Genomic DNA, 19,671 nt, shown 5'->3' with positions numbered 1-19,671 from the left:
ACCCCCGCCGACCCCTGTAGGAGAGGACCGAATTCCCATGGCCGATGCCCCCACCGGCAAGGTGACCTTCGTCGGTGCCGGCCCCGGTGCCGCCGATCTGCTGACATTCCGTGCCGCGCGTGCCATCGCCGAGGCCGACGTCGTGATCTGGGCGGCCAGCCTGGTTCAGGCGGAGGTCCTCCAGCACGCGCGCGAGGACGCCGAGATCCTCGACTCGGCGACCATGTCCCTCGAGGACGTCGTCGCCGTGTACGAGCGGGCCCGCGCCGACGGCCTCAAGGTCGCCCGGATCCACTCCGGTGACCCCGCCCTCTGGGGCGGTACGCAGGAGCAGCTCGACCGGTGTGCCGTAATCGGCGTCGGAACCGAGGTCGTGCCCGGGGTCTCCGCCTTCTCCGCCGTCGCCGCGCTCGCCGGGCGCGAGCTGACCATCCCCGAGGTCGCGCAGTCCGTCGTCCTCACCCGGCTCGGCGGCGGCAAGACGCCGATGCCGCCCGGGGAGGAGGTCAGGGAGTTCGCGAAGCACGGCACCACCATGGCGATCTTCCTGTCGGCCGCCCGCAGTGGGCAGCTCGTACGGGAGTTGCTGGAGGGCGGGTATCCGACGTCCACGCCGGTCGTCGTCGCCTACCAGGCGACCTGGCCCGAGGAACTCGTGGTCAAGTGCACGATCGAGACGCTGGAGGAGACCGTCAAGGAGCACAAGCTCTGGAAGCACACCCTGTTCCTGGTCGGCCCCGCCCTCGACGCGCACGGCACGCGCTCGCACCTCTACCACCCCGGTCACTTCCACGGGTACCGCAAGGCGGACCCGCAGGCGCGCAGGGCGCTGCGTGAGCGGGGAGCCAGTACGTGATCACCGTCGTCGGCACCGGGACGGGAGCGCCGGTTCCCGAGGACGTCCTCGCCGGGGCCGAGCTGGTCGTCGGCGGGCGGCGGCATCTGGACGCCGTACACCTGCCCGGCGAGGCGGAGCGGGTCGTGCTCGGGGCGTTGGCACCCGCCCTCGACACGATCGCGCAGTACGTCGAGAAGGAGCGGCCCGTGGTGGTGCTCGCCTCGGGCGACCCGGGGTTCCTCGGGATCGTGCGGGCGCTGGCCGAGCGGTTCGGGTCGGAGCGGCTGGATGTGCGTGCCGGGGTGTCCTCGGTGGCCGCCGCGTTCGCGCGGGTCGGGCTGCCGTGGGACGACGCGGTGGTGGTGAGCGCACACGGGCGTGAGCCGCGTACGGCGGTGAACGTGTGCCGGGCGCATCCCAAGGTGGCGGTGCTGACCGGGCCGGGCGCGGGGCCGGCCGAGCTGGGCGCCGCGCTGCGGCACACCGGGCGGGTTCTGGTCGTCGCCTCCGCGCTGGGCGATCCTCGGCGCGAGCGCGTGGAGCGGGTGACGCCCGCCGAGGCCGCGGCCCGCGACTGGGGTTCAGCGGTGAGCGTCGTGCTGTGCCTGGACCCCGAGCGGTCCGTCGGCGCGGTGCGTACGGTGGCCGGTCCTGCGCCGGGGCCCGCCGGATGGGCCCTGGACGAGACGGACTTCGCGCACCGCGACTCGATGATCACCAAGTTCGAGGTGCGGGCGCTGGCCCTGGCCCGGCTGGGCCCGCGGCTCGGCGACCTGGTGTGGGACATCGGCGCGGGCTCCGGCTCGGTGGCCGTGGAGTGCGCCCGGCTCGGCGCGGCGGCCGTCGCCGTCGAGAAGGCACGGGACGGTGTGGAGCGGATCCGCGCCAACGCCGCCGCGCACGGCGTCGACGTGCACGTGGTGCACGGGGCGGCGCCCACCGTCCTGTCCGACCTCGACGATCCGGACGCGGTGTTCATCGGGGGCGGGGGGCGCGAGCTGCCCGCCATCGTCACCGCGTGCGCACGTCGGGCGCGGCGGACCGTCGTCGTCGCCATGGCCGCCCTCGACCGGGTGCCCGCCGCTCGCGAGGCGCTCACCGGTGCCGGGTTCTCCTGCGACGGAGTGCTGCTGCAGTCGTCGCGGCTCGCCCCGCTGCCGGGGGACGTGACCCGGCTCGCGGCCACCAATCCCGTATTTCTGCTGTGGGGCGTCAGAAACCCCGTGTACCGAGAGGGAGTTGCCCAGTGATCGGCCTCATTTCCGCCACCGCGGCGGGGACGGCTGCGCGGGACCGGCTGGTCGCGGCGTGGCCGGACCGGGTGCGCGTGTACGACGGTCCCGTCGGGGACGCCGTACGGCGGGCGTTCGCCGAGTGCGAGCAGCTCGTCTGTTTCCTGGCGACAGGGGCCGTCGTACGGCTCGTCGCGCCACTGCTGGCCGGCAAGGCGACCGACCCGGGTGTGGTGTGCGTCGACGAGGGCGGGCGGTTCGCCGTGTCGCTGGTCGGCGGGCACGGCGGCGGAGCCAATGAACTCGCCCGGCAGGTCGGGGAGTTGCTGGGGGCCCAGCCCGTGGTGACGACGGCGACCGATGCCGTGGGGGTGCCCGGTCTGGACACGCTCGGGCTGCCGGTGGAGGGCGATGTCGCCGGGGTCTCGCGGGCGCTGCTCGACGGGGAGCCGGTGGCGCTGCGGGCCGAGGTGGCCTGGCCGTTGCCGCCGCTGCGGGTCGGCGCCGAGGGGGCGTACGTCGTCCGCGTGACGGACCGGCTCGTCGAGCGCGTCGCCGAGCGCGAGGTCGTGCTGCGCCCGCCGTCCCTGATCGTCGGCGTCGGTGCCTCCAAGGGCGCCCCCGTCGACGAGGTGCTCGGGCTGATCGAGAGCACGCTCCGCGAGGCCGGCCTCTCCCCCAAGTCCCTCGCCGAACTCGCCACCGTCGACGCCAAGGCCGACGAGCCCGGCATCGTGGCGGCCGCCGAGCGGCTCGGGGTGCCGGTGGTGACCCACTCCGCCGAGCAGCTCGCGGGCGTCGAGGTCCCCAACCCCTCCGACGCGCCCCTCGCCGCCGTCGGCACGCCCTCGGTCGCCGAGGCCGCCGCTCTGGTGCGCGGTGGTGAACTCCTCGTGCCGAAGCGGAAGTCCGAGCGCGCCGACGGGCGGCCCGCGATGGCGACCTGTGCCGTGGTACGGCGTCCGGGGCGCGGGCGGCTCGCGGTCGTCGGGCTCGGGCCGGGCGCGCGGGACCTGCTGACGCCCCGCGCGAAGGCCGAGCTCCGGCGTGCCTCCGTGCTGGTCGGGCTCGACCAGTACGTCGACCAGATCCGGGACCTGCTGCGGCCCGGCACCCGGGTCCTGGAGTCGGGGCTCGGCGCCGAGGAGGAACGGGCGCGCACGGCCGTCGAGGAGGCCCGTAAGGGGCAGGCGGTCGCGCTGATCGGCAGCGGGGACGCGGGCGTATACGCGATGGCCTCCCCCGCGCTCGCCGAGGCGTCCGACGACATCGACGTGATCGGCGTGCCGGGTGTGACCGCCGCCCTCGCCGCCGCCGCGATCCTGGGCGCCCCGCTCGGCCACGACCATGTGTCCATCAGCCTCTCCGACCTGCACACGCCGTGGGAGGTCATCGAACGGCGGGTGCGGGCCGCCGCCGGGGCGGACATCGTGGTCACCTTCTACAACCCCCGTTCCCGGGGCAGGGACTGGCAGCTGCCCAAGGCCCTCGCGATCCTCGCCGAGCACCGGAAGCCGACGACGCCGGTCGGTGTCGTACGGAACGCGTCGCGGCCGGACGAGTCCAGTCGGGTCACGACACTGGGCGCCCTCGACCCGGCGACGGTCGACATGATGACGGTCGTGACCGTCGGCAACACGGCGACCCGGGACATCGCGGGTCGCATGGTGACGCCGCGCGGCTACCGCTGGCAGGCATCGCAGGAGGGAGCGGAGTGAACCGCGTCGTCCATCCGATCGAGGAGGAGTCCTACCGGCGGCTGCGCGCCCGCCTGGACACCTCGCACTTCCCGCCACTGACCCGGGCCGTGGTGGAACGGGTCATCCACTCCGCCGCCGACCTCGACTACGCCACCGATCTCGTCCTGGACGAGGGTTCCCTCCAGAAGGCGCACGCCGCCCTGCACGCCGGGGCGCCCGTCGTCGTGGACGTCGAGATGGTGGCGGCCGGGATCACCCGGCGGGAGACCGTCTGCCGGCTCAGGGACGCGGTGGCCGGTCCCGGGCTGACGCGTTCGGCGCACGCGATACGGCTCGCCCACGAGCAGGTCGGCCCCGGCGCGCTCTGGGTGATCGGCAACGCGCCGACCGCGCTGGAGGAGCTGCTGACCCTGGACGCCGCCCCGGCGCTCGTCATCGGGCTGCCCGTCGGCTTCGTCGGCGCGGTCGAGTCCAAGGCCGCGCTCCGCGAGAGCGGGCTGCCCGCCGTGAGCAACGTGTCCGAGAAGGGCGGTTCGGCGGTCGCCTCCGCCGCGCTCAACGCCCTGCTGTACCACCCCCTTTCACACCCCGATTCGCATTCTGATTCGCACCCCGATTCGCATTCCGAGGAGAAATCGTGACCACCCCGCCGCCCGCCCTGCTCATCGCCGGTCACGGCACCCGGGACGAGGCCGGAGCCGAAGCGTTCCGCGACTTCGTGCGGGAGCTGGGGCGCCGCCACCCCGAACTGCCCGTCGCGGGCGGCTTCATCGAGCTCTCCCCGCCGCCGCTGGGCGAGGCCGTCACCGAACTGGTCGAGCGGGGCGTACGCCGCTTCGCCGCCGTGCCGCTGATGCTGGTGTCCGCCGGGCACGCCAAGGGCGACATCCCGGCCGCACTGGCCCGCGAGAAGGAACGGCACCCCGGGATCTCGTACACGTACGGCCGCCCGCTGGGCCCGCACCCGTCGCTGCTGTCCGTCCTGGAGCGGCGGCTGGACGAGGCCCTCGGCACCGAGGGCCGCACGCCCGGGGACCGGGCCGACGTCACCGTGCTGCTGGTCGGACGCGGCTCGACCGACCCGGACGCCAACGCCGAGGTGCACAAGGCGGCGCGGCTGCTGTGGGAGGGGCGCGGATACGCGGGCGTGGAAACGGCGTTCGTGTCGCTGGCGGCGCCGGACGTGCCGAGCGGGCTCGACCGGTGCGTGCAGCTGGGGGCGCGGAAGATCGTCGTGCTGCCCTACTTCCTCTTCACGGGCATCCTGCCGGACCGGGTGCGGCACCAGACGGAGGGCTGGGCGGCGGCCCACCCGGAGATCGAGGTGCGCTCCGCGGACGTCATCGGTCCGGAGCCGGAGCTGCTCGATCTGGTGATGGAGCGCTACGAGGAGGCCCTGAAGGGCGATCTGCGGATGAACTGCGACTCGTGCGTGTACCGCATCGCGCTGCCCGGCTTCGAGGACAAGGTCGGCATGCCGCAGCAGCCGCACTTCCACCCGGACGACGACGGCCACGACCACGGTCACCACCACCATCACCACGGCGCCCATTCGCATGCCCACTGAGACACCCGGGCCGGCGCACGACCTGCGGCACCACGGCGACGCCGAGGTCCGTGACGCCGGCGCGGCGCTCGTCGACCTGGCCGTGAACGTCCGCGCGGACACGCCACCGGTCTGGCTGCGCGAGCGCATCGCCGAGTCACTGGGCTCCCTCGCGGCCTACCCCGACGGGCGGGCCGCGCGGGCGGCGGTGGCGGCGCGGCACGGGCTGCCGGCCGAGCGGGTGCTGCTGACGGCGGGGGCGGCGGAGGCGTTCGTGCTGCTGGCACGGGCGTTGAAGGTGGTCCGGCCGGTCGTCGTTCATCCCCAGTTCACGGAGCCGGAGGCGGCGCTGCGGGACGCGGGCCACACCGTCGACCGGGTGCTGCTGCGCGAGGAGGACGGCTTCCGCCTCGACCCGGCTCTCGTCCCCGAGGACGCCGACCTGGTCGTCGTCGGCAACCCGACGAACCCCACGTCGGTCCTGCATCCGGCCGCGTCCATCGCCGGACTCGCGCGTCCCGGGCGGACGTTGGTGGTGGACGAGGCGTTCATGGACGCGGTGCCGGGCGAGCGGGAGGCGCTGGCCGGGCGGACGGACGTGCCGGGCCTGGTGGTGCTGCGCAGCCTCACCAAGACGTGGGGGCTGGCCGGACTGCGGATCGGCTATGTCCTGGCCGCCCCGGAGACCATCGCCGAGTTGGAGCGCGCCCAGCCCCTGTGGCCGGTCTCCACGCCCGCGCTCGCCGCCGCCGAGGCGTGCGTGTCACCGCAGGCACTGGCGGAAGCGGCCCACGCGGCTCACCGCATCGCCTCCGACCGCGCCCATCTCGTCGCCGGCCTCGGCGAGTTCGCGTCGGCGGGACTCCGGGTAGTCGAGCCCGCCGAGGGTTCCTTCGTCCTCGTACGACTGCCGAGAGCCACCGCCGTACGACAGCACCTGCGCGGCCTCGGGTTCGCCGTCCGGCGCGGGGACACCTTCCCCGGGCTCGGCGAGGAGTGGCTGCGGCTGGCGGTGCGGGACCGGGTGACGGTCAGCCGTTTCCTGCGGGCGCTGGAACGGGCGATTGCTCTCGCGCGTGGCTGAGCCGGGCCGGCACCCGCTCCAGCGTGCCGAAATCGGTCAGCTCCGGCCGCGCCGCGCCAGCGCCACCGCTCCCCCGCCCGCGACGAGGAGCGCTACCGCGCCGCCCGCGATGTACGGCGTCATGGAGTTGCCGCCGGTCTCGGCGAGGCCCTCGTCGGCGGCCTCGCCCTGGGGCTTCACGTCGCCGGCCGGCTCGGTGCTCGGGTCGGTGCTCGGGGCGGCCTCCTCCGCGGGCGCGGCCGGGGTCTCGCAGGTCGCCTCGGCCAGGGTCAGGGTGCCCTCGACCTCGGCGACGTTCAGCTTCAACGGGTTGACGGACACCTTGAGTTCGAGGGCGGTGGCGGCGGCCGTGTCCGAGGTGCTCTCCGTCCTGGAGTAGTCCAGCCGCACGTCACCGACGCCCGGCACCTGGACGTTCGTGGTGCCGCCGGCGGTCAGCGTGACCTTCTTGCCCAGCACGGTGACGTCGCCCAGCAGGTTGGACGAGGCCGTCGGCTTCTTGCCGGCCTCGCAGGTCGCCTTGGAGGTGACCTGGCCGACCTCGATGAGCGAGAGCAGCGGCAGGCCGGGGACGTGGACCTTGGCGTGGGCGAGGTTGGTGTACCCCTCGGCCCTGCCGCCCTCGACCGTGGCCTTCGACGAGGCGGCCTCGGCGCTCAGCACGTTGAACGGCTTTCCGCCGTCCACGCCGTTCAGCTCGGCCGTCAGCGTTGCCTTCTCGGCGCTCCTCGGCGCCTGTACCTCGTTGAGGGAGACCGCGAGCGGGACGTTCACGGTCTTGTTGAGCAGGGAGACGTCGAGCCCCGTACGGAGCACGACGGCGCTCGCGCGGCCCTCGTCGCCGGTCGCGTGCGCGGGGCCCGCGGCCAGAACCAGGGGTCCGGCGGTGAGGGCGGTGGCCGTCGCGACGGTGGCGAGACGGCGTGCGGGCAGGCGGAAGTTCTTGCCGTTCAAGGTGGGGACCCCCAGAGAGGACTTGCTCGGGACCCGGCAAGAATTGCGTACTGAGAGTGAAGAGTCAGCAATCCGCCAGGACTTCACTCCAACGTGACTCTCCCGTGAATGCTTTCGATTCCCTGGGCACGGATGTTCCTCGAAGTCACCCCCGTACCCCCTTCTGTGCGAGCGCTCGCGTGAACACGTGGGCGCGGGCGAGGGAGCGGGCGTCGACACCGAACTACCCGTCGTTACGCTGCGTCAACCGGCTGCCCGAAACGAAGGGAAGCAGAAGATGGCCGACCACGACGAGGAGCGGGACTACGCCGCCGCGCTCCGCACGGCCGAGCGGCTGCTCGGCATGCCGTTGGAGCGCTTCCTCGAACCAGGTGCGGGAGAGCCCGCCAACGCGGCGGACTTCAAGCGCCTCGCCACGGTCCACACCTTCGGCGACGCCTGGCCCCGGACCGATGTCCTCGACACCCGCACCCGGGCCCTGGTCTCCGTGACGATCGCCGCGACCCTGGGCACCCTCGAACCGCTGCGCGGCCAGCTGCGCATCGCCCTCACCAACGGGGTCACCCAGGAGGAGATCGTCGAGGCGTTCATCCACATCGAGGCTTACGCAGGTGCCGCGCGCGCCTTCGACAGCTACCGGGTCGCCCGCGAGGTCTTCGCCGAGACGGCGAGCGGCTAGCCGACCACGTGCCCGTTCAGCACCACCCGACGAGGTGCCGCCAGCACGCGTACGTCGTCCCGCGGGTCGGACTCGTAGACGACGAGGTCGGCCGCCGCGCCCTCCTCCAGGCCCGGGCGGCCGAGCCAGGTGCGGGCCGACCAGGTGGTCGCGGCCAGGGCCTCGACCGCGGGGATGCCGGCGGTGACGAGTTCCGCGACCTCGGCGGCGACCAGGCCGTGCGGCAGGGTGCCGCCCGCGTCCGTGCCGACGAAGACGGGGATGCCGGCGTCGTATGCGGAGCGGACCGTGTCATAACGGCGTTCGTGGAGCCGGCGCATGTGGGCCGACCAGCGGGGGTACCGGGACTCGCCGCCGTCGGCCAGCTTCGGGAAGGTCGCGATGTTCACCAGGGTGGGGACGATGGCCACCCCGCGCTCGGCGAACAGGGGGATCAGGTCCTCCGTGAGACCCGTGGCGTGCTCGATGCAGTCGATGCCCGACTCGACCAGGTCGCGCAGCGAGGACTCGGCGAAGCAGTGCGCCGTCACGCGGGCGCCCAGCCGGTGGGCCTCCGCGATGCCCGCCTCGACCGCCTCGCGCGGCCAGGTGGGCGCGAGGTCCCCGAGGTCGCGGTCGATCCAGTCGCCGACCAGCTTGACCCAGCCGTCGCCGCGCCGGGCCTCCTGGGCGACGTAGGCGACCAGGTCCTCCGGCTCGATCTCGTGGGCGTAGCCGCGGATGTAGCGGCGGGTGCGGGCGATGTGCCGGCCGGCCCGGATGATCTTCGGCAGGTCCTCGCGATCGTCGACCCAGCGGGTGTCGGAGGGCGAACCGGCGTCGCGGATCAGCAGGGTGCCCGCCTCGCGGTCGGTCAGTGCCTGCTTCTCCGCGATGTCGTCGTCGACCGGGCCGTGGGCGCCGAGGCCCACATGGCAGTGCGCGTCGACCAGGCCGGGGAGGGCCCAGCCCTCGACGGTCCGCACGTCGCGTGCGCCCACGGGACGGTCGTAGGAGATCCGGCCGTCGACGACCCACAGCTCGTCCCGGACGTCGTCCGGTCCGACGAGGACCCGGCCCTTCACGTGCAGCACCGCGCGTTCGCTCATGCCCTGCACTTTAGTGAGCGGCTAGTCGCCCTTCCCGATCTGGTCGGAGGTCTCCTCCTCCACCTCGGCCATCGCCGGGTCGAGGAGACGGGAGAGGAAGTGGCGGGTGCGTTCGTGCTGCGGGTCGCCGATGACCTGGTCGGGGGTGCCGTCCTCGACGATCACTCCGCCGTCCATGAAGACGACCCGGTCGGCGACCTCTCGCGCGAAGGTCATCTCGTGGGTGACGACCATCATCGTCATGCCCTCGTCTGCGAGCATGCGCATGACGGCGAGGACATCCCCCACCAGCTCGGGGTCCAGCGCCGACGTCGGCTCGTCGAACAGCATCACCGCGGGGCCCATCGCGAGGGCGCGGGCGATGGCGACGCGCTGCTGCTGGCCGCCGGAGAGGGAGGACGGGTACGCCGTCGCCTTCTCCGACAGGCCGACCCGCTCCAGGTTCTCGGCGGCGACCTTCGCGGCCGCGGCCTTGTCCCGCTTGAGGACCCGGCGCTGCGGCAGCGTGAGGTTCTCGGTCACGGTGAGGTGCGGGAACAGGTTGAACTGCTGGAAGACCATGCCGATACGGCGGCGTACGGCGTCGATGTCGACGTCTTCGTCGGTGAGCTCGGCACCGCCGACGAAGACCTGGCCCTTGGTGGGCTCCTCCAGCAGGTTCACGCAGCGCAGGAGCGTCGACTTGCCCGAGCCGGACGGGCCGATGACGCACACGACCTCGCCCTGGTCGATCTGCAGGTCGATGCCGCGCAGCACCTCGTTGTCGCCGAAGGACTTGTGCAGGCCGCGGACTTCGATCTCCGGGCCGGCCTTGAGAAGGCTCTCGCTCATTTCACGGCCTCCTGGGCCTTCGCCTCCATGCGGCGTACGACGAAGCCGAGCGGGATCGTGACCAGCAGATAGCACAGGCCCGCGACCAGGATCGGCGTGGAGTTGGCGGTCTGGCTGGCCAGGTCACGGCCGAACTTGGACAGTTCCCGCTCCTCCAGCGTCACACCGAGGAACAGCACCAGCGAGGAGTCCTTGAAGAGCAGGACGAGTTCGTTGGTCAGCGGCGGCAGGATGATCCGGAAGGCCTGCGGGATGATGATCGAGATCATGGCGCGGGCGGGCGAGAAGCCGAGCGAGCGCGCCGCTTCCATCTGTCCCTTGGGCACCGCCTGGATGCCCGCGCGGATCGTCTCCGCCATGTACGCGGCCGCCACCAGGCCGAGCGCGAGCGCGACCTTGCCGTAGGTGCCGCCCGGGATCTCCGTGCCCGGGAAGGCCAGCGGCACGGCGACACCGATGAAGATGAAGATCAGCAGGGCGGGCAGCCCGCGGAAGATCTCGATGTAGATCCCGGCGAGCCAGCGGTACGGCCCCACCGACGACAGCCGCATCAGCGCGATCACCATGCCGAGGACCAGTCCGACGACGAAGCCGGACAGGGTGTAGAGCACGGTGTTCTTCAACGCGAGCGTGATGACGTCCGGGAACATCTGCTCGGCGATGTCGCCCTGCGCGAACTGGTTCTGCAGGCGCCCCCAGTCGGCCGCGACCGCGAAGGCGATCACGGCCGCGACGAAGACGACGTACTGGATGCCGCGCGACAGGCTGCGCTTCTGGCGCCGGGTCAGGCCCTTCTTCCTGGGCTGCTTCGGCTGCAGTTGTACGTCTGTGTCGGCCATGGGGTCAGGCGGCGGGCGAGGCAGAGGCGGCGGACTCGTCGTATGGGCCGATCCACTGCTCGTACAGCTTCTTGTACGTGCCGTCGGCCTTGGCGTCCGCGATGGCCTTGTTGATGGCCTCGCGGAGCTTGGTGTTGCCCTTCTTCACCGTGAAGCCGTACTGCTCACCGGTGTTGATCTGCTCGGCGACGTCGAAGGCGGCGGCGTTGGCCTTGTCCTTCAGCCAGCCCTGGACGACCGGGTAGTCGATGACGACCGCTTCGACCTGGCCGGTGCGCAGGCCGTTGAGGACGGCGTCGGAGGACTCGAAGGAGACCGGGTCCAGGCCCTTGCTCTTGGCGTAGTCCTCGCCGGTCGTCTGCGCCTGGGCGCCGACCTTCCTGCCCTTGAGGTCCGCGAACGAGGAGATCCCGCTCTTCTTGTCGACGAGGACGGCCTGGGTGGCCTCGAAGTACGGGTCCGAGAAGTCGACGTTCTTCTTGCGCTCCTCGGTGATGGTCATGCCGGCGGCGGCGAGGTCGCAGCTGCCTGCGTTGAGGGAGCCACCGGTCTTGAAGTTCTCGAAGGGCTGGTCGACGATCGTCTGCTGCACGCCGAGGTCGTCCGCGACCAGGTCGATGAGGGCGACGTCGAAGCCCTGCACCTTGCCGTCGATCTCCGACTGGAAGGGCGGGTAGGGCAGGTGGGTGCAGGTGGTGAGCTGGCCCGCCTTGACGACTTCGACACCGCCGGCGGCCGTCTTCGTCCCACTGCCGCCACTGTCGTCGGAGGAGCAGCCGGCCACGAGCACCAGCCCGGCCGTCGCGGTGGTGGCGGCCAGAATGCGGGTCCGGCGCCCGAAGGTCGTCTTCACGGGGAGCCTCCTGTGAGGGAACTGTAGCTTCCGATTATAAGGAGAGGTTTGAGGTCCTCAAACACAACTGATGGTTAGGGGGCTGTTTGACCTAAGAAGTCGGGAGCCGGCTGGGGTGTTGGGGCCCCGGTTACCCTCGTCACGTCCATCTGCGGACCCGAGAGAGCTGAGAGAGCGACGTGAGCCCCGCCGTGAACCACCCCTTCCTGGACCTGGCCCCGCTGAGCGCCGCGCGATTCGCCGCGATCGAGGACCGGGTGGCCCGGCTGCTCGGGACCGGGCAGGATGTCGTGATCATGCAGGGCGAGGCGCTGCTGCCGTTGGAGGGGGCGATCCGGGGGACGGCCGGGCCCGGTACGACCGCGCTGAACGTGATCACCGGGCCGTACGGGCAGACCTTCGGGGACTGGCTGCGGGACTGCGGCGCGACCGTGATCGATCTGGCGGTGCCCTTCCACACGGCGGTCACGGCCGATCAGGTCCGGTCGGCCTTCACCGAGCACCCCAAGATCGACTTCGTGTCCCTGGTGCACGCGGAGGCGGCCACCGGCAACACCAATCCCGTCGCCGAGATCGGTGAGGTCGTGCGGGCGCACGGGGCGCTGTTCTACCTGGACGCGGTGGCGTCGATCGGCGCCGAGCCGGTGCTGCCGGACGCCTGGGGCGTCGACCTGTGTGTGATCGGGGCGCAGAAGGCGATGGGCGGTCCTGCCGGGGTGTCGGCGGTGTCCGTGAGCGAGCGGGCGTGGGCCCGGATGTCGGCGAATCCGCGGGCACCGCGGCGGTCGTATCTGTCGCTGCTGGACTGGAAGCAGCGGTGGATCGACGGGGGCCGGAAGGCCTTGCTGCACGCGCCGGCCCAGCTGGAGATGCTGGCGCTGGAGGCTTGCGTGGAGCGGATCGAGGCGGACGGGCTGGATGCGGTGATGGCCCGGCACCGGGCCGCCGCGCTGTCCACCCGTGCCGGGGCGGTGGCGCTGGGCGGGGGCCTGGAGCCGTATGTGCACGACGTCGGGGACGCGGCGCCGGTCGCCACGACGCTTCGGGTGCCCGAGGGGGTGGTGGCGTCGGAGGTGGTGGCTCGGGCGCTGGTGGCCGATCCTGCGGTGCCGCTGGCCGCGGGGGGTGGGGCGTTGGCCAAGGAGATGATTCGGGTCAATCACTACGGGGTGGACGCGACGGTCGGGGCGGTGCGGGGGTGTGTGGCGGCGCTGGGCGCTGCGCTGGCCGAGACGGGGCTGAGGGTGGATGCGGAGGGGGCCTTGCGTGCCGTGGAGGACGCCTGGCGGTAGCCGTCGGCCCGGGCCCGTCCTCCGTCGCCCCCGCCGCCCCTTCCCGTCCCGAACCTGGGGGCTCCGCCCCCAGACCCCCGCATCGGCCTGAACGGCCTCGTCCTCAAACGCCGGACGGGCTGGAGTGGCTGGACCGCGTCGGCCGGCTGAACGCCACCCGCGAAGTGGCGCCATGCTCGCCTCATGACCACCGACGCGCCCACCCACCTCCCCATCGAGCCCGGGCGGGGGATCGGCGAGGCGCTCGGGGCCTGGCGGCGGGAGATCGCTCGGGGGCGGGAGGTGTGTGCCGGGCGGGGGCTGGAGAGTGTCGGGCGGATCCAAGGCGGGGCGATGGCCGGGGTGGAGGTCAGTGTGCGGTGGGTGTTGATTCACATGATCGAGGAGTACGCGCGGCACAACGGTCACGCCGACATTCTGCGAGAGTGCATCGACGGTGTAACCGGAGCCTGAATTCAACGTAATTCCAGGAATTCCTTCAGGGGTAGCTTCCCATCCTCTTCTGCCCGCTTTCCCGAGACCTAAACGCAAAGATTCCGCGAACGCCAACCGACGTAATTCGGGCAGGTCTCGTAGGAGTTACATGGCTGTGACGCGTTCCACATCGCGACCGTTTTGGGATGGATTAGCCGGGCAAATTCGGGCGTTTCACACCCTCTCAGCGGTATCACTCACGCCCGCGTGATAACACACCCGACGCCGATACGTAACCCCTGACGGCAATGCAATTTTGAATTTCCCTCGGTAAATTCAATTCGCATGACTGCCGCACAAGCAGACCTGCAAATCGACCGACCGGCGGTGGCCGACGGGGCCGCGCTGTGGCGGATTGCCCGCGACTCCAAGGCCCTCGACCTCAACTCGTCGTACAGCTATCTGCTGTGGTGCCGCGACTTCGCCGGCACATCGGCCGTCGCCCGCGACGAGCGCGGGGAGCCGGTCGGCTTCGTCACCGGATACGTCCGGCCGGAGCGTCCGCACACCCTGCTCGTCTGGCAGGTGGCCGTGGACGACGCCTATCGCGGACGCGGCATCGCCGCCGCGCTGCTCGACGGGCTCGTCGCACGGGTCGGTGGTGAGTACGGCGTCACGAGCGTCGAGACCACCATCACACCCGGCAACACCGCCTCCGAACGCCTGTTCGGCGCCTTCGCCGAGCGGCACGGCGCCGCTCTGGAGCGGGAGGTGCTGTTCCCCACAAGCCTTTTTCCGGACGGACCGCACGACCCGGAAGTGCTTTACCGCATCGGTCCCCTCTCTCACTGACTTCCCCCACGCAACGAGGAGCGATTCGTCGTGACCATCACCCAGCCCGACCTCAGCGTCTTCGAGACCCTCGAGTCCGAGGTGCGCAGCTACTGCCGCGGCTGGCCCACCGTCTTCGACCGCGCGCGCGGCAGCCGCATGTACGACGAGGACGGCCACGAGTACCTGGACTTCTTCGCCGGCGCGGGCTCACTGAACTACGGGCACAACAACCCGGTCCTGAAACGGGCCCTGATCGACTACCTGGAGCGCGACGGCGTCACGCACGGGCTCGACATGTCGACGAGCGCCAAGCGTGCCTTCCTGGAGTCCTTCCAGAACATCGTGCTGCGGCCGCGTGACCTGCCTTACAAGGTCATGTTCCCCGGCCCCACGGGTACCAACGCCGTCGAGTCGGCGCTCAAGCTGGCGCGGAAGGTGAAGGGACGCGAGTCCATCGTGTCCTTCACCAACGCCTTCCACGGGATGTCCCTGGGCTCCCTGGCCGTGACCGGCAACGCCTTCAAGCGGGCCGGGGCGGGCATCCCGCTCGTGCACGGCACGCCGATGCCGTTCGACAACTACTTCGACGGCACCGTCGAGGACTTCCTGTGGTTCGAGCGGCTCCTGGAGGACCAGGGCTCCGGACTCAACAAGCCCGCCGCCGTGATCGTGGAGACCGTGCAGGGCGAGGGCGGCATCAACGTCGCCCGCCCGGAGTGGCTGCGCGCCCTGTCCGAGCTGTGCGAGCGGCAGGACATGCTGCTCATCGTCGACGACATCCAGATGGGCTGCGGCCGTACCGGCGCCTTCTTCTCCTTCGAGGAGGCGGGCATCACCCCGGACATCGTCACCGTGTCCAAGTCCATCAGCGGCTACGGACTGCCCATGTCGCTGTGCCTGTTCAAGCCCGAGCTGGACATCTGGGAGCCGGGCGAGCACAACGGCACCTTCCGCGGCAACAACCCCGCGTTCGTCACCGCCACCGCCGCGCTGGAGACGTACTGGACCGACGGGTCCGCGATGGAGAAGCAGACCCGCAAGCGCGGCGAGCAGATCGAGCAGGCGTTCATCTCCATCACCGAGGAGAACCTTGCCGACGTGCGGGAGTACCGCGGACGCGGGCTCGTGTGGGGCCTGGAGTTCCACGACAAGGAGCGCGCCGGACGAGTGGCGAAGCGCGCCTTCGAGCTGGGGCTGCTCATCGAGACGTCGGGCCCCGAGAGCGAGGTCGTGAAGCTGCTTCCGGCACTCACGATCACCCCGGACGAGCTGGACGAGGGGCTCAGCATCCTCGCCCGCGCCGTGCGGGAAACCATCTGAAACACCACCTAGGAGGCATCGCAGCACCGTGATCGTCCGTTCGTTCAAGGACATCGAAGGCACCGACCGCCACGTGAAATCGGCGTCCGGTACCTGGGAGAGCAAACGCATCGTCCTCGCCAAGGAGAGGGTCGGCTTCTCGCTTCACGAGACGATCCTGTACGCGGGTACGGAGACGTCCATGTGGTACGCGAACCACATCGAGGCCGTCGTCTGTGTCGAGGGCGAGGCCGAGCTGACCGACCACGAGACCGGGCAGACGCACGCGATCACGCCCGGGACCATGTACCTCCTGGACGGGCACGAGAGGCACACGCTGCGGATCAAGGAGGACTTCCGCTGCATCTGTGTCTTCAACCCGCCTGTGACCGGCCGGGAGGACCACGACGAGAACGGCGTGTACCCGCTGCTCACCGAGCCCGAGGAGGTGTGAGAAACCCATGACCACCGTCACCGATCTCTACCCCAGCCGCGGCGCCACCGAGGTGTCGACCCCGCGCCAGGACCCCGTTGTGTGGGGCTCCCCCGACACGCCGGGGCCGATCGGGGCCACCGAACTCCAGTCGTTCGAGCGCGACGGCTTCCTGGCCATCGACCAGCTCATCACGGACGACGAGGTGGCCGTCTACGCGCAGGAGTTGGAGCGGCTGGTCACCGACCCGGCGATCCGTGCCGACGAGCGGTCGATCATCGAGCCGCAGTCCAAGGAGATCCGGTCCGTCTTCGAAGTGCACAGGATCAGTGAGGTGTTCGCCTCCCTGGTGCGCGACGAGCGGGTCGTCGGCCGGGCTCGGCAGATCCTCGGCTCGGACGTGTACGTCCACCAGTCGCGGATCAACGTCAAGCCGGGCTTCGGGGCGAGTGGGTTCTACTGGCACTCCGACTTCGAGACCTGGCACGCCGAGGACGGTCTGCCGAACATGCGGACGGTGTCCGTCTCGATCGCGCTGACCGAGAACCACGACACCAACGGCGGGCTCATGATCATGCCCGGCTCGCACCGGACCTACCTCGGGTGCGCGGGGGCCACGCCGAAGGACAACTACAAGAAGTCCCTGCAGATGCAGGACGCGGGCACGCCCTCCGACGAGGCGCTGACGAAGATGGCCTCCGAGTACGGCATCAAGCTCTTCACGGGCAAGGCCGGTTCGGCGACCTGGTTCGACTGCAACTGCATGCACGGCTCCGGCGACAACATCACGCCGTTCCCGCGCAGCAACGTGTTCATCGTGTTCAACAGCGTCGAGAACACGGCCGTCGACCCCTTCGCGGCCCCGATCCGCCGCCCGGAGTTCATCGGCGCGAGGGACTTCACCCCGGTGAAGTGACCTCACACCCGTGAGGTGTCCCTGACGGGCCACGCCCGTGAGGCGCCCCTCACAGCCACGCCAGCGACGCGGCCCGCTCCAGTACGTTCTGGGCGGCGGCCGCGTCGCCCGTGGTGCCCCTCGGGACTGTCTGCGGGGATCGGCGGCCGCCGATCAGGAGACAGAAGTCGAGGGGGTCGAGGGTGAGTTCGGCCTGTACGGGCTCGTCCTCGGAACCCAGTACCCATTCCTCGCCCCCGGTGACCGAGAAGAGCACCGGGGGCGCGGTGGGTCCCAGGGACAGGCCGAGGATGCGGACGGCGAGGCGGATCAGCTGTCCCAGATGCCGCTCGGGCGGCGGCGGGACGGTGCGGCCGAGCGCGCGGCCGATGTCGTCGGTGTGGATCCAGGTCTCGAAGCCGCGCACCAGGAAGTGCTCGGCGACGGGCAGCCTCAGCCCCATCAACGTCACGGCCCGGGCGGCGAGTTCGGCGTCGTGGGCCTCGGGTGCGCCGAGCAGTTCGTCCGCCTGCGCGGCCCAGTCGGCCACGGTCTCGTCCGGCGTACGGCCGTGCTCATGGGCGATGACCTCCGCGGTACGGCGGTTCCAGGCGTCCTCCCACTGCGGTCCCTCCTCGGCCGGCGAGGGCCGCACGCGGGAGCCGGCGCCGAGCCGGGCGGCCAGGTGCTCGTCGGCGGCGAGGAGGTGGGCGACGGTGGCGTGCGCGTCCCAGTCGTGCACGACCGGCGTGGTCCAGCGGCCCGCGAGCTCGGGCAGCAGCACCTTCAGCCCGGCAACCGCGGCGGCGTAGGGCGCGACGTGCGCGAGCACGCCAGGGCCGACGGCAGGGCGCGTGCGCAGGGCGAGGGACAGCGCGGGCGGCGCCCCCTCGGCAGGCCATCCCGCGGGAGCACCGAGCGGCGGCCCCTCCAGCAGTCGTACCGTCTCCCGCAGCCGCTCCGCCTCCGCCGCGCAGCTCTCGCACTCGGCGAGGTGCGCCGGGACCGCCTTCTCCTCGGCCGGATCGAGGGCGCCGAAGGCCCACGCGGCCAGCAGGTCACGTACCGCCTCGTGATCGTCGGTCACCGCGCGCCACCTCTCCGTGCCCGTTCCCGGTTCGTGCCCCTCTCGCCATCATGCGCCTCTTTCGAGCGCCGGGTCCGGTGGGTCGGCCAAAGTCTCCGCCAAGGTGCGCAGGGCGGTGCGCAGCCGGGTCTTGGCCGTGCCCTCGGGGATGCCCAGCTCGGCGGCGGCCTGCCGGTAGGTGCGGCCGGCGAAGTAGGCGAGCTGCACGACCTCCCGTTGGGGCTGCGGGAGTTCGGCGAGGGCGGTGTGCAGCAGGAGGGAGCGTTCCCGGTCGACGACCGTCTCGTCCGGGCCGGGACCGGTGTCGGGGATGGCCTGGAGCACCGAGTCGTCGGCCCCGGCGTTCTTGCGGTGCCGGGCCTCGCTGCGGACCCAGTCCACGGCCCGCCGGTGGGCGACCACGGACAGCCAGGTGCGCAGCGAGCCACGGCGCGCGTCGAAGGTGTACGGCCTGCTCCACAGCTGGGCGAAGACCTCCTGCGCCACGTCCTCGGCGGCGGCCGCGGAGCGGGTGACGCGCACGGCGACCCGCCGCACCAGCCCACCGTACGTCGCGTACACCTCGGCCAGCGCGGACTCGTCGCCGTACACCAGCCGCCGGTGCACCTCCGCGTCGGCAGGCGGCTGTGCGGACGTGTCGCCCGGGTACTCCACCGGCACCACCCCTGGTGCCCTTCCTAGCGTCCCGGCCGAGCCCGCGCCAGTGGTTCAGGAAGACAGGACGTCCAGCAAACGGTCGACGTCCTGAGGGGTGTTGTAGAGGTGGAAGGCGGCGCGCAGGTTGCCCGCGCGGTCGGAGACCTGGATTCCGGCCGCGCCCAACTCGGGCTGGCGGTGGCCGAGTCCGGGCACGGACACGATCGCCGAGCCGGGGGCCGGCACCGGTTCGTGGCCGAGCGTGGCGAGTCCGGTGCGGAAGCGGTCGGCGAGGGCGAGGTCGTGGGCCTGGATGGCGCTCACGCCGAGTTCCTCGATCAGCTCCAGGGAGGTGCGCAGCCCGGCGAAGGTGAAGAGGCCGGGGCTGATGTCGAAGCGCCGGGCGGAGCGGGCGAGGTTCTCGACGGGGCCGTAGCAGCTGTCCCACGGGACCTCCCCGGCGACCCAGCCGGCGAGCAGCGGGGTGAGTCCTCCGAAGTCCTCGGGGACGACGCAGAACGCGGCTCCGTGCGGGCCCATGAGCCACTTGAAGCCGACGGCGGCGAGGAAGTCGTATGCGCCGGCCTCCATCGGCAGCCAGCCGGCCGACTGGGAGGCGTCGACGTAGGTGCGCGCCCCGTGCGCCCGGGCCGCCGCGCACACCGCGGGCAGGTCGGCGACGCGGCCGTCGGCGGACTGCGCCGAGCTGACGGCGACGAGCGCGGTGTCCGGGCGGACGGACTCGGCGAGACGGTCCAGCGGGACGGCGCGCACCTTGAGGTCGCCGCGCATGTGGAAGGGGTTCACGAGGGAGGCGAAGTCGGCCTCCGCGGTGAGGACTTCGGCTCCGGCGGGCAGCGAGGCGGCGATCAGCCCGCCGTACTCGGCGACCGAAGCCCCGGTCGCGACCCGCTCGACGGGGACGCCGGCCAGCCGGGCGAAGGAGGCGCGGACGGCCTCCACGTCCTCGTACAGCGGGCCGAGCGGCGTGCCCTCGGCCCGCATCCGCACGGCCTGCTGCACTGCGGTCACGGTGCGGGCCGGCAGCAGGCCGTTGCTCGCGGTGTTGAGATAGACGTTCTTCGGGGCGAACTCGGCACGGACGAGGCTCTCGAAGGTCTCCATGGCTCCACTCTG

Annotated in this window: 20 protein-coding genes and 1 pseudogene; 13 read left to right on the top strand and 8 right to left on the bottom strand. The window is 71.7% G+C overall.

What is annotated here, in order from left to right:
* Positions 1 to 37 precede the first annotated feature (37 nt).
* From cobM to cobC, 6 genes are read left to right on the top strand one after another with little or no spacing between them, the layout of a single operon-like run.
* The gene (gene cobM / locus ACWGDB_RS29290; protein WP_383597386.1) at positions 38 to 856 is read left to right on the top strand and encodes a precorrin-4 C(11)-methyltransferase; all 819 of its coding nucleotides are present in this window, start codon (positions 38 to 40) and stop codon (positions 854 to 856) included.
* Positions 853 to 2,088, top strand: a complete 1,236-nt coding sequence (gene cbiE / locus ACWGDB_RS29285; RefSeq protein ID WP_453825181.1) for a precorrin-6y C5,15-methyltransferase (decarboxylating) subunit CbiE — start codon at positions 853 to 855, stop codon at positions 2,086 to 2,088. The genes cobM and cbiE overlap by 4 nt, the downstream gene beginning before the upstream one ends.
* Positions 2,085 to 3,788, top strand: a complete 1,704-nt coding sequence (gene cobJ, locus ACWGDB_RS29280) for a precorrin-3B C(17)-methyltransferase (RefSeq protein ID WP_453825180.1) — start codon at positions 2,085 to 2,087, stop codon at positions 3,786 to 3,788. Before cbiE ends, cobJ begins: the two co-directional genes overlap by 4 nt.
* A complete protein-coding gene (locus ACWGDB_RS29275) occupies positions 3,785 to 4,411 on the top strand; it encodes a precorrin-8X methylmutase (RefSeq protein WP_453825179.1) in 627 nt (208 codons plus the stop codon). Before cobJ ends, ACWGDB_RS29275 begins: the two co-directional genes overlap by 4 nt.
* Complete coding sequence (locus ACWGDB_RS29270) at positions 4,408 to 5,337, top strand: sirohydrochlorin chelatase (protein WP_453825178.1); 930 nt, start codon at positions 4,408 to 4,410, stop codon at positions 5,335 to 5,337. The genes ACWGDB_RS29275 and ACWGDB_RS29270 overlap by 4 nt, the downstream gene beginning before the upstream one ends.
* The gene (cobC, locus tag ACWGDB_RS29265) at positions 5,327 to 6,400 is read left to right on the top strand and encodes an Rv2231c family pyridoxal phosphate-dependent protein CobC (protein ID WP_453825177.1); all 1,074 of its coding nucleotides are present in this window, start codon (positions 5,327 to 5,329) and stop codon (positions 6,398 to 6,400) included. The genes ACWGDB_RS29270 and cobC overlap by 11 nt, the downstream gene beginning before the upstream one ends.
* Before the next feature lie 36 nt (positions 6,401 to 6,436).
* Here cobC and ACWGDB_RS29260 read toward each other — a convergent pair whose 3' ends face one another.
* A complete protein-coding gene (locus ACWGDB_RS29260) occupies positions 6,437 to 7,354 on the bottom strand; it encodes an SCO1860 family LAETG-anchored protein (RefSeq protein ID WP_453825176.1) in 918 nt (305 codons plus the stop codon).
* Between the two features lie 277 nt (positions 7,355 to 7,631).
* On the opposite strand from ACWGDB_RS29260, the gene ACWGDB_RS29255 reads away from it, so the two are divergent.
* Positions 7,632 to 8,033, top strand: a complete 402-nt coding sequence (locus ACWGDB_RS29255; protein ID WP_453825175.1) for a carboxymuconolactone decarboxylase family protein — start codon at positions 7,632 to 7,634, stop codon at positions 8,031 to 8,033.
* Here ACWGDB_RS29255 and ACWGDB_RS29250 read toward each other — a convergent pair.
* From ACWGDB_RS29250 to ACWGDB_RS29235, 4 genes are read right to left on the bottom strand one after another with little or no spacing between them, the layout of a single operon-like run.
* Positions 8,030 to 9,121 carry an amidohydrolase family protein gene (locus ACWGDB_RS29250; protein WP_453825174.1) on the bottom strand — a complete coding sequence of 364 codons (1,092 nt, stop codon included), beginning with the start codon at positions 9,119 to 9,121 and terminating at the stop codon, positions 8,030 to 8,032. The genes ACWGDB_RS29255 and ACWGDB_RS29250 overlap by 4 nt on opposite strands.
* 21 nt (positions 9,122 to 9,142) lie before the next feature.
* Positions 9,143 to 9,952 carry an amino acid ABC transporter ATP-binding protein gene (locus tag ACWGDB_RS29245; protein ID WP_453825173.1) on the bottom strand — a complete coding sequence of 270 codons (810 nt, stop codon included), beginning with the start codon at positions 9,950 to 9,952 and terminating at the stop codon, positions 9,143 to 9,145.
* Positions 9,949 to 10,791 (bottom strand): amino acid ABC transporter permease, encoded by an 843-nt coding sequence (locus ACWGDB_RS29240; protein WP_362378573.1) that lies wholly within the window; start codon positions 10,789 to 10,791, stop codon positions 9,949 to 9,951. The genes ACWGDB_RS29245 and ACWGDB_RS29240 overlap by 4 nt, the downstream gene beginning before the upstream one ends.
* Positions 10,792 to 10,795: 4 nt before the next feature.
* Entirely contained in the window at positions 10,796 to 11,644 is an 849-nt protein-coding gene (locus ACWGDB_RS29235; RefSeq protein WP_453825172.1) for a transporter substrate-binding domain-containing protein, read from the bottom strand.
* 191 nt (positions 11,645 to 11,835) lie between these two features.
* Here ACWGDB_RS29235 and ACWGDB_RS29230 point away from each other — a divergent pair, with 191 nt between their 5' ends.
* From ACWGDB_RS29230 to thpD, 6 genes and pseudogenes are all read left to right on the top strand, one after another.
* Positions 11,836 to 12,936 carry a pyridoxal-phosphate-dependent aminotransferase family protein gene (locus ACWGDB_RS29230; protein ID WP_453825237.1) on the top strand — a complete coding sequence of 367 codons (1,101 nt, stop codon included), beginning with the start codon at positions 11,836 to 11,838 and terminating at the stop codon, positions 12,934 to 12,936.
* A gap of 201 nt (positions 12,937 to 13,137) precedes the next feature.
* Positions 13,138 to 13,389 (top strand): annotated as a pseudogene (locus ACWGDB_RS29225) (mycothiol transferase); the annotation flags it as partial.
* A 306-nt stretch (positions 13,390 to 13,695) separates the two neighbouring features.
* A complete protein-coding gene (gene ectA / locus ACWGDB_RS29220; protein ID WP_453825171.1) occupies positions 13,696 to 14,202 on the top strand; it encodes a diaminobutyrate acetyltransferase in 507 nt (168 codons plus the stop codon).
* 30 nt (positions 14,203 to 14,232) lie between these two features.
* Positions 14,233 to 15,504, top strand: a complete 1,272-nt coding sequence (gene ectB, locus ACWGDB_RS29215; RefSeq protein WP_383597346.1) for a diaminobutyrate--2-oxoglutarate transaminase — start codon at positions 14,233 to 14,235, stop codon at positions 15,502 to 15,504.
* Between the two features lie 28 nt (positions 15,505 to 15,532).
* Entirely contained in the window at positions 15,533 to 15,937 is a 405-nt protein-coding gene (locus tag ACWGDB_RS29210; RefSeq protein ID WP_383597343.1) for an ectoine synthase, read from the top strand.
* Between the two features lie 7 nt (positions 15,938 to 15,944).
* Positions 15,945 to 16,832, top strand: a complete 888-nt coding sequence (thpD, locus tag ACWGDB_RS29205; RefSeq protein ID WP_453825170.1) for an ectoine hydroxylase — start codon at positions 15,945 to 15,947, stop codon at positions 16,830 to 16,832.
* Between the two features lie 49 nt (positions 16,833 to 16,881).
* On the opposite strand, the gene ACWGDB_RS29200 is transcribed toward thpD, so the two are convergent.
* From ACWGDB_RS29200 to ACWGDB_RS29190, 3 genes are read right to left on the bottom strand one after another with little or no spacing between them, the layout of a single operon-like run.
* On the bottom strand, positions 16,882 to 17,898 hold the full coding sequence (locus ACWGDB_RS29200; protein ID WP_453825169.1) for a maleylpyruvate isomerase family mycothiol-dependent enzyme: 1,017 nt from the start codon (positions 17,896 to 17,898) through the stop codon (positions 16,882 to 16,884).
* 48 nt (positions 17,899 to 17,946) lie between these two features.
* Positions 17,947 to 18,552 (bottom strand): RNA polymerase sigma factor, encoded by a 606-nt coding sequence (locus ACWGDB_RS29195; RefSeq protein WP_453825168.1) that lies wholly within the window; start codon positions 18,550 to 18,552, stop codon positions 17,947 to 17,949.
* Between the two features lie 54 nt (positions 18,553 to 18,606).
* A complete protein-coding gene (locus ACWGDB_RS29190) occupies positions 18,607 to 19,659 on the bottom strand; it encodes an aminotransferase class V-fold PLP-dependent enzyme (protein WP_453825167.1) in 1,053 nt (350 codons plus the stop codon).
* Between the last annotated feature and the right edge of the window lie 12 nt (positions 19,660 to 19,671).

It is taken from the genome of Streptomyces sp. NPDC055013 (genome assembly GCF_053608645.1).
The sequence above is the reverse complement of the archived record's forward strand: the minus strand, read 5'-3'. Positions and strand labels throughout refer to the sequence as shown.

Excerpts from the sequence above, each read along its gene's own strand:
- cobM (WP_383597386.1), top strand. The coding sequence starts at position 38 with ATGGCCGATGCCCCCACCGGCAAGGTGACCTTCGTCGGTGCCGGCCCC.
- cobC (WP_453825177.1), top strand. The coding sequence starts at position 5,327 with ATGCCCACTGAGACACCCGGGCCGGCGCACGACCTGCGGCACCACGGC.
- ACWGDB_RS29255 (WP_453825175.1), top strand. The coding sequence starts at position 7,632 with ATGGCCGACCACGACGAGGAGCGGGACTACGCCGCCGCGCTCCGCACG.
- ACWGDB_RS29250 (WP_453825174.1), bottom strand. The coding sequence starts at position 9,121 with ATGAGCGAACGCGCGGTGCTGCACGTGAAGGGCCGGGTCCTCGTCGGA.
- ACWGDB_RS29245 (WP_453825173.1), bottom strand. The coding sequence starts at position 9,952 with ATGAGCGAGAGCCTTCTCAAGGCCGGCCCGGAGATCGAAGTCCGCGGC.
- ACWGDB_RS29240 (WP_362378573.1), bottom strand. The coding sequence starts at position 10,791 with ATGGCCGACACAGACGTACAACTGCAGCCGAAGCAGCCCAGGAAGAAG.
- ectA (WP_453825171.1), top strand. The coding sequence starts at position 13,696 with ATGACTGCCGCACAAGCAGACCTGCAAATCGACCGACCGGCGGTGGCC.
- thpD (WP_453825170.1), top strand. The coding sequence starts at position 15,945 with ATGACCACCGTCACCGATCTCTACCCCAGCCGCGGCGCCACCGAGGTG.
- ACWGDB_RS29190 (WP_453825167.1), bottom strand. The coding sequence starts at position 19,659 with ATGGAGACCTTCGAGAGCCTCGTCCGTGCCGAGTTCGCCCCGAAGAAC.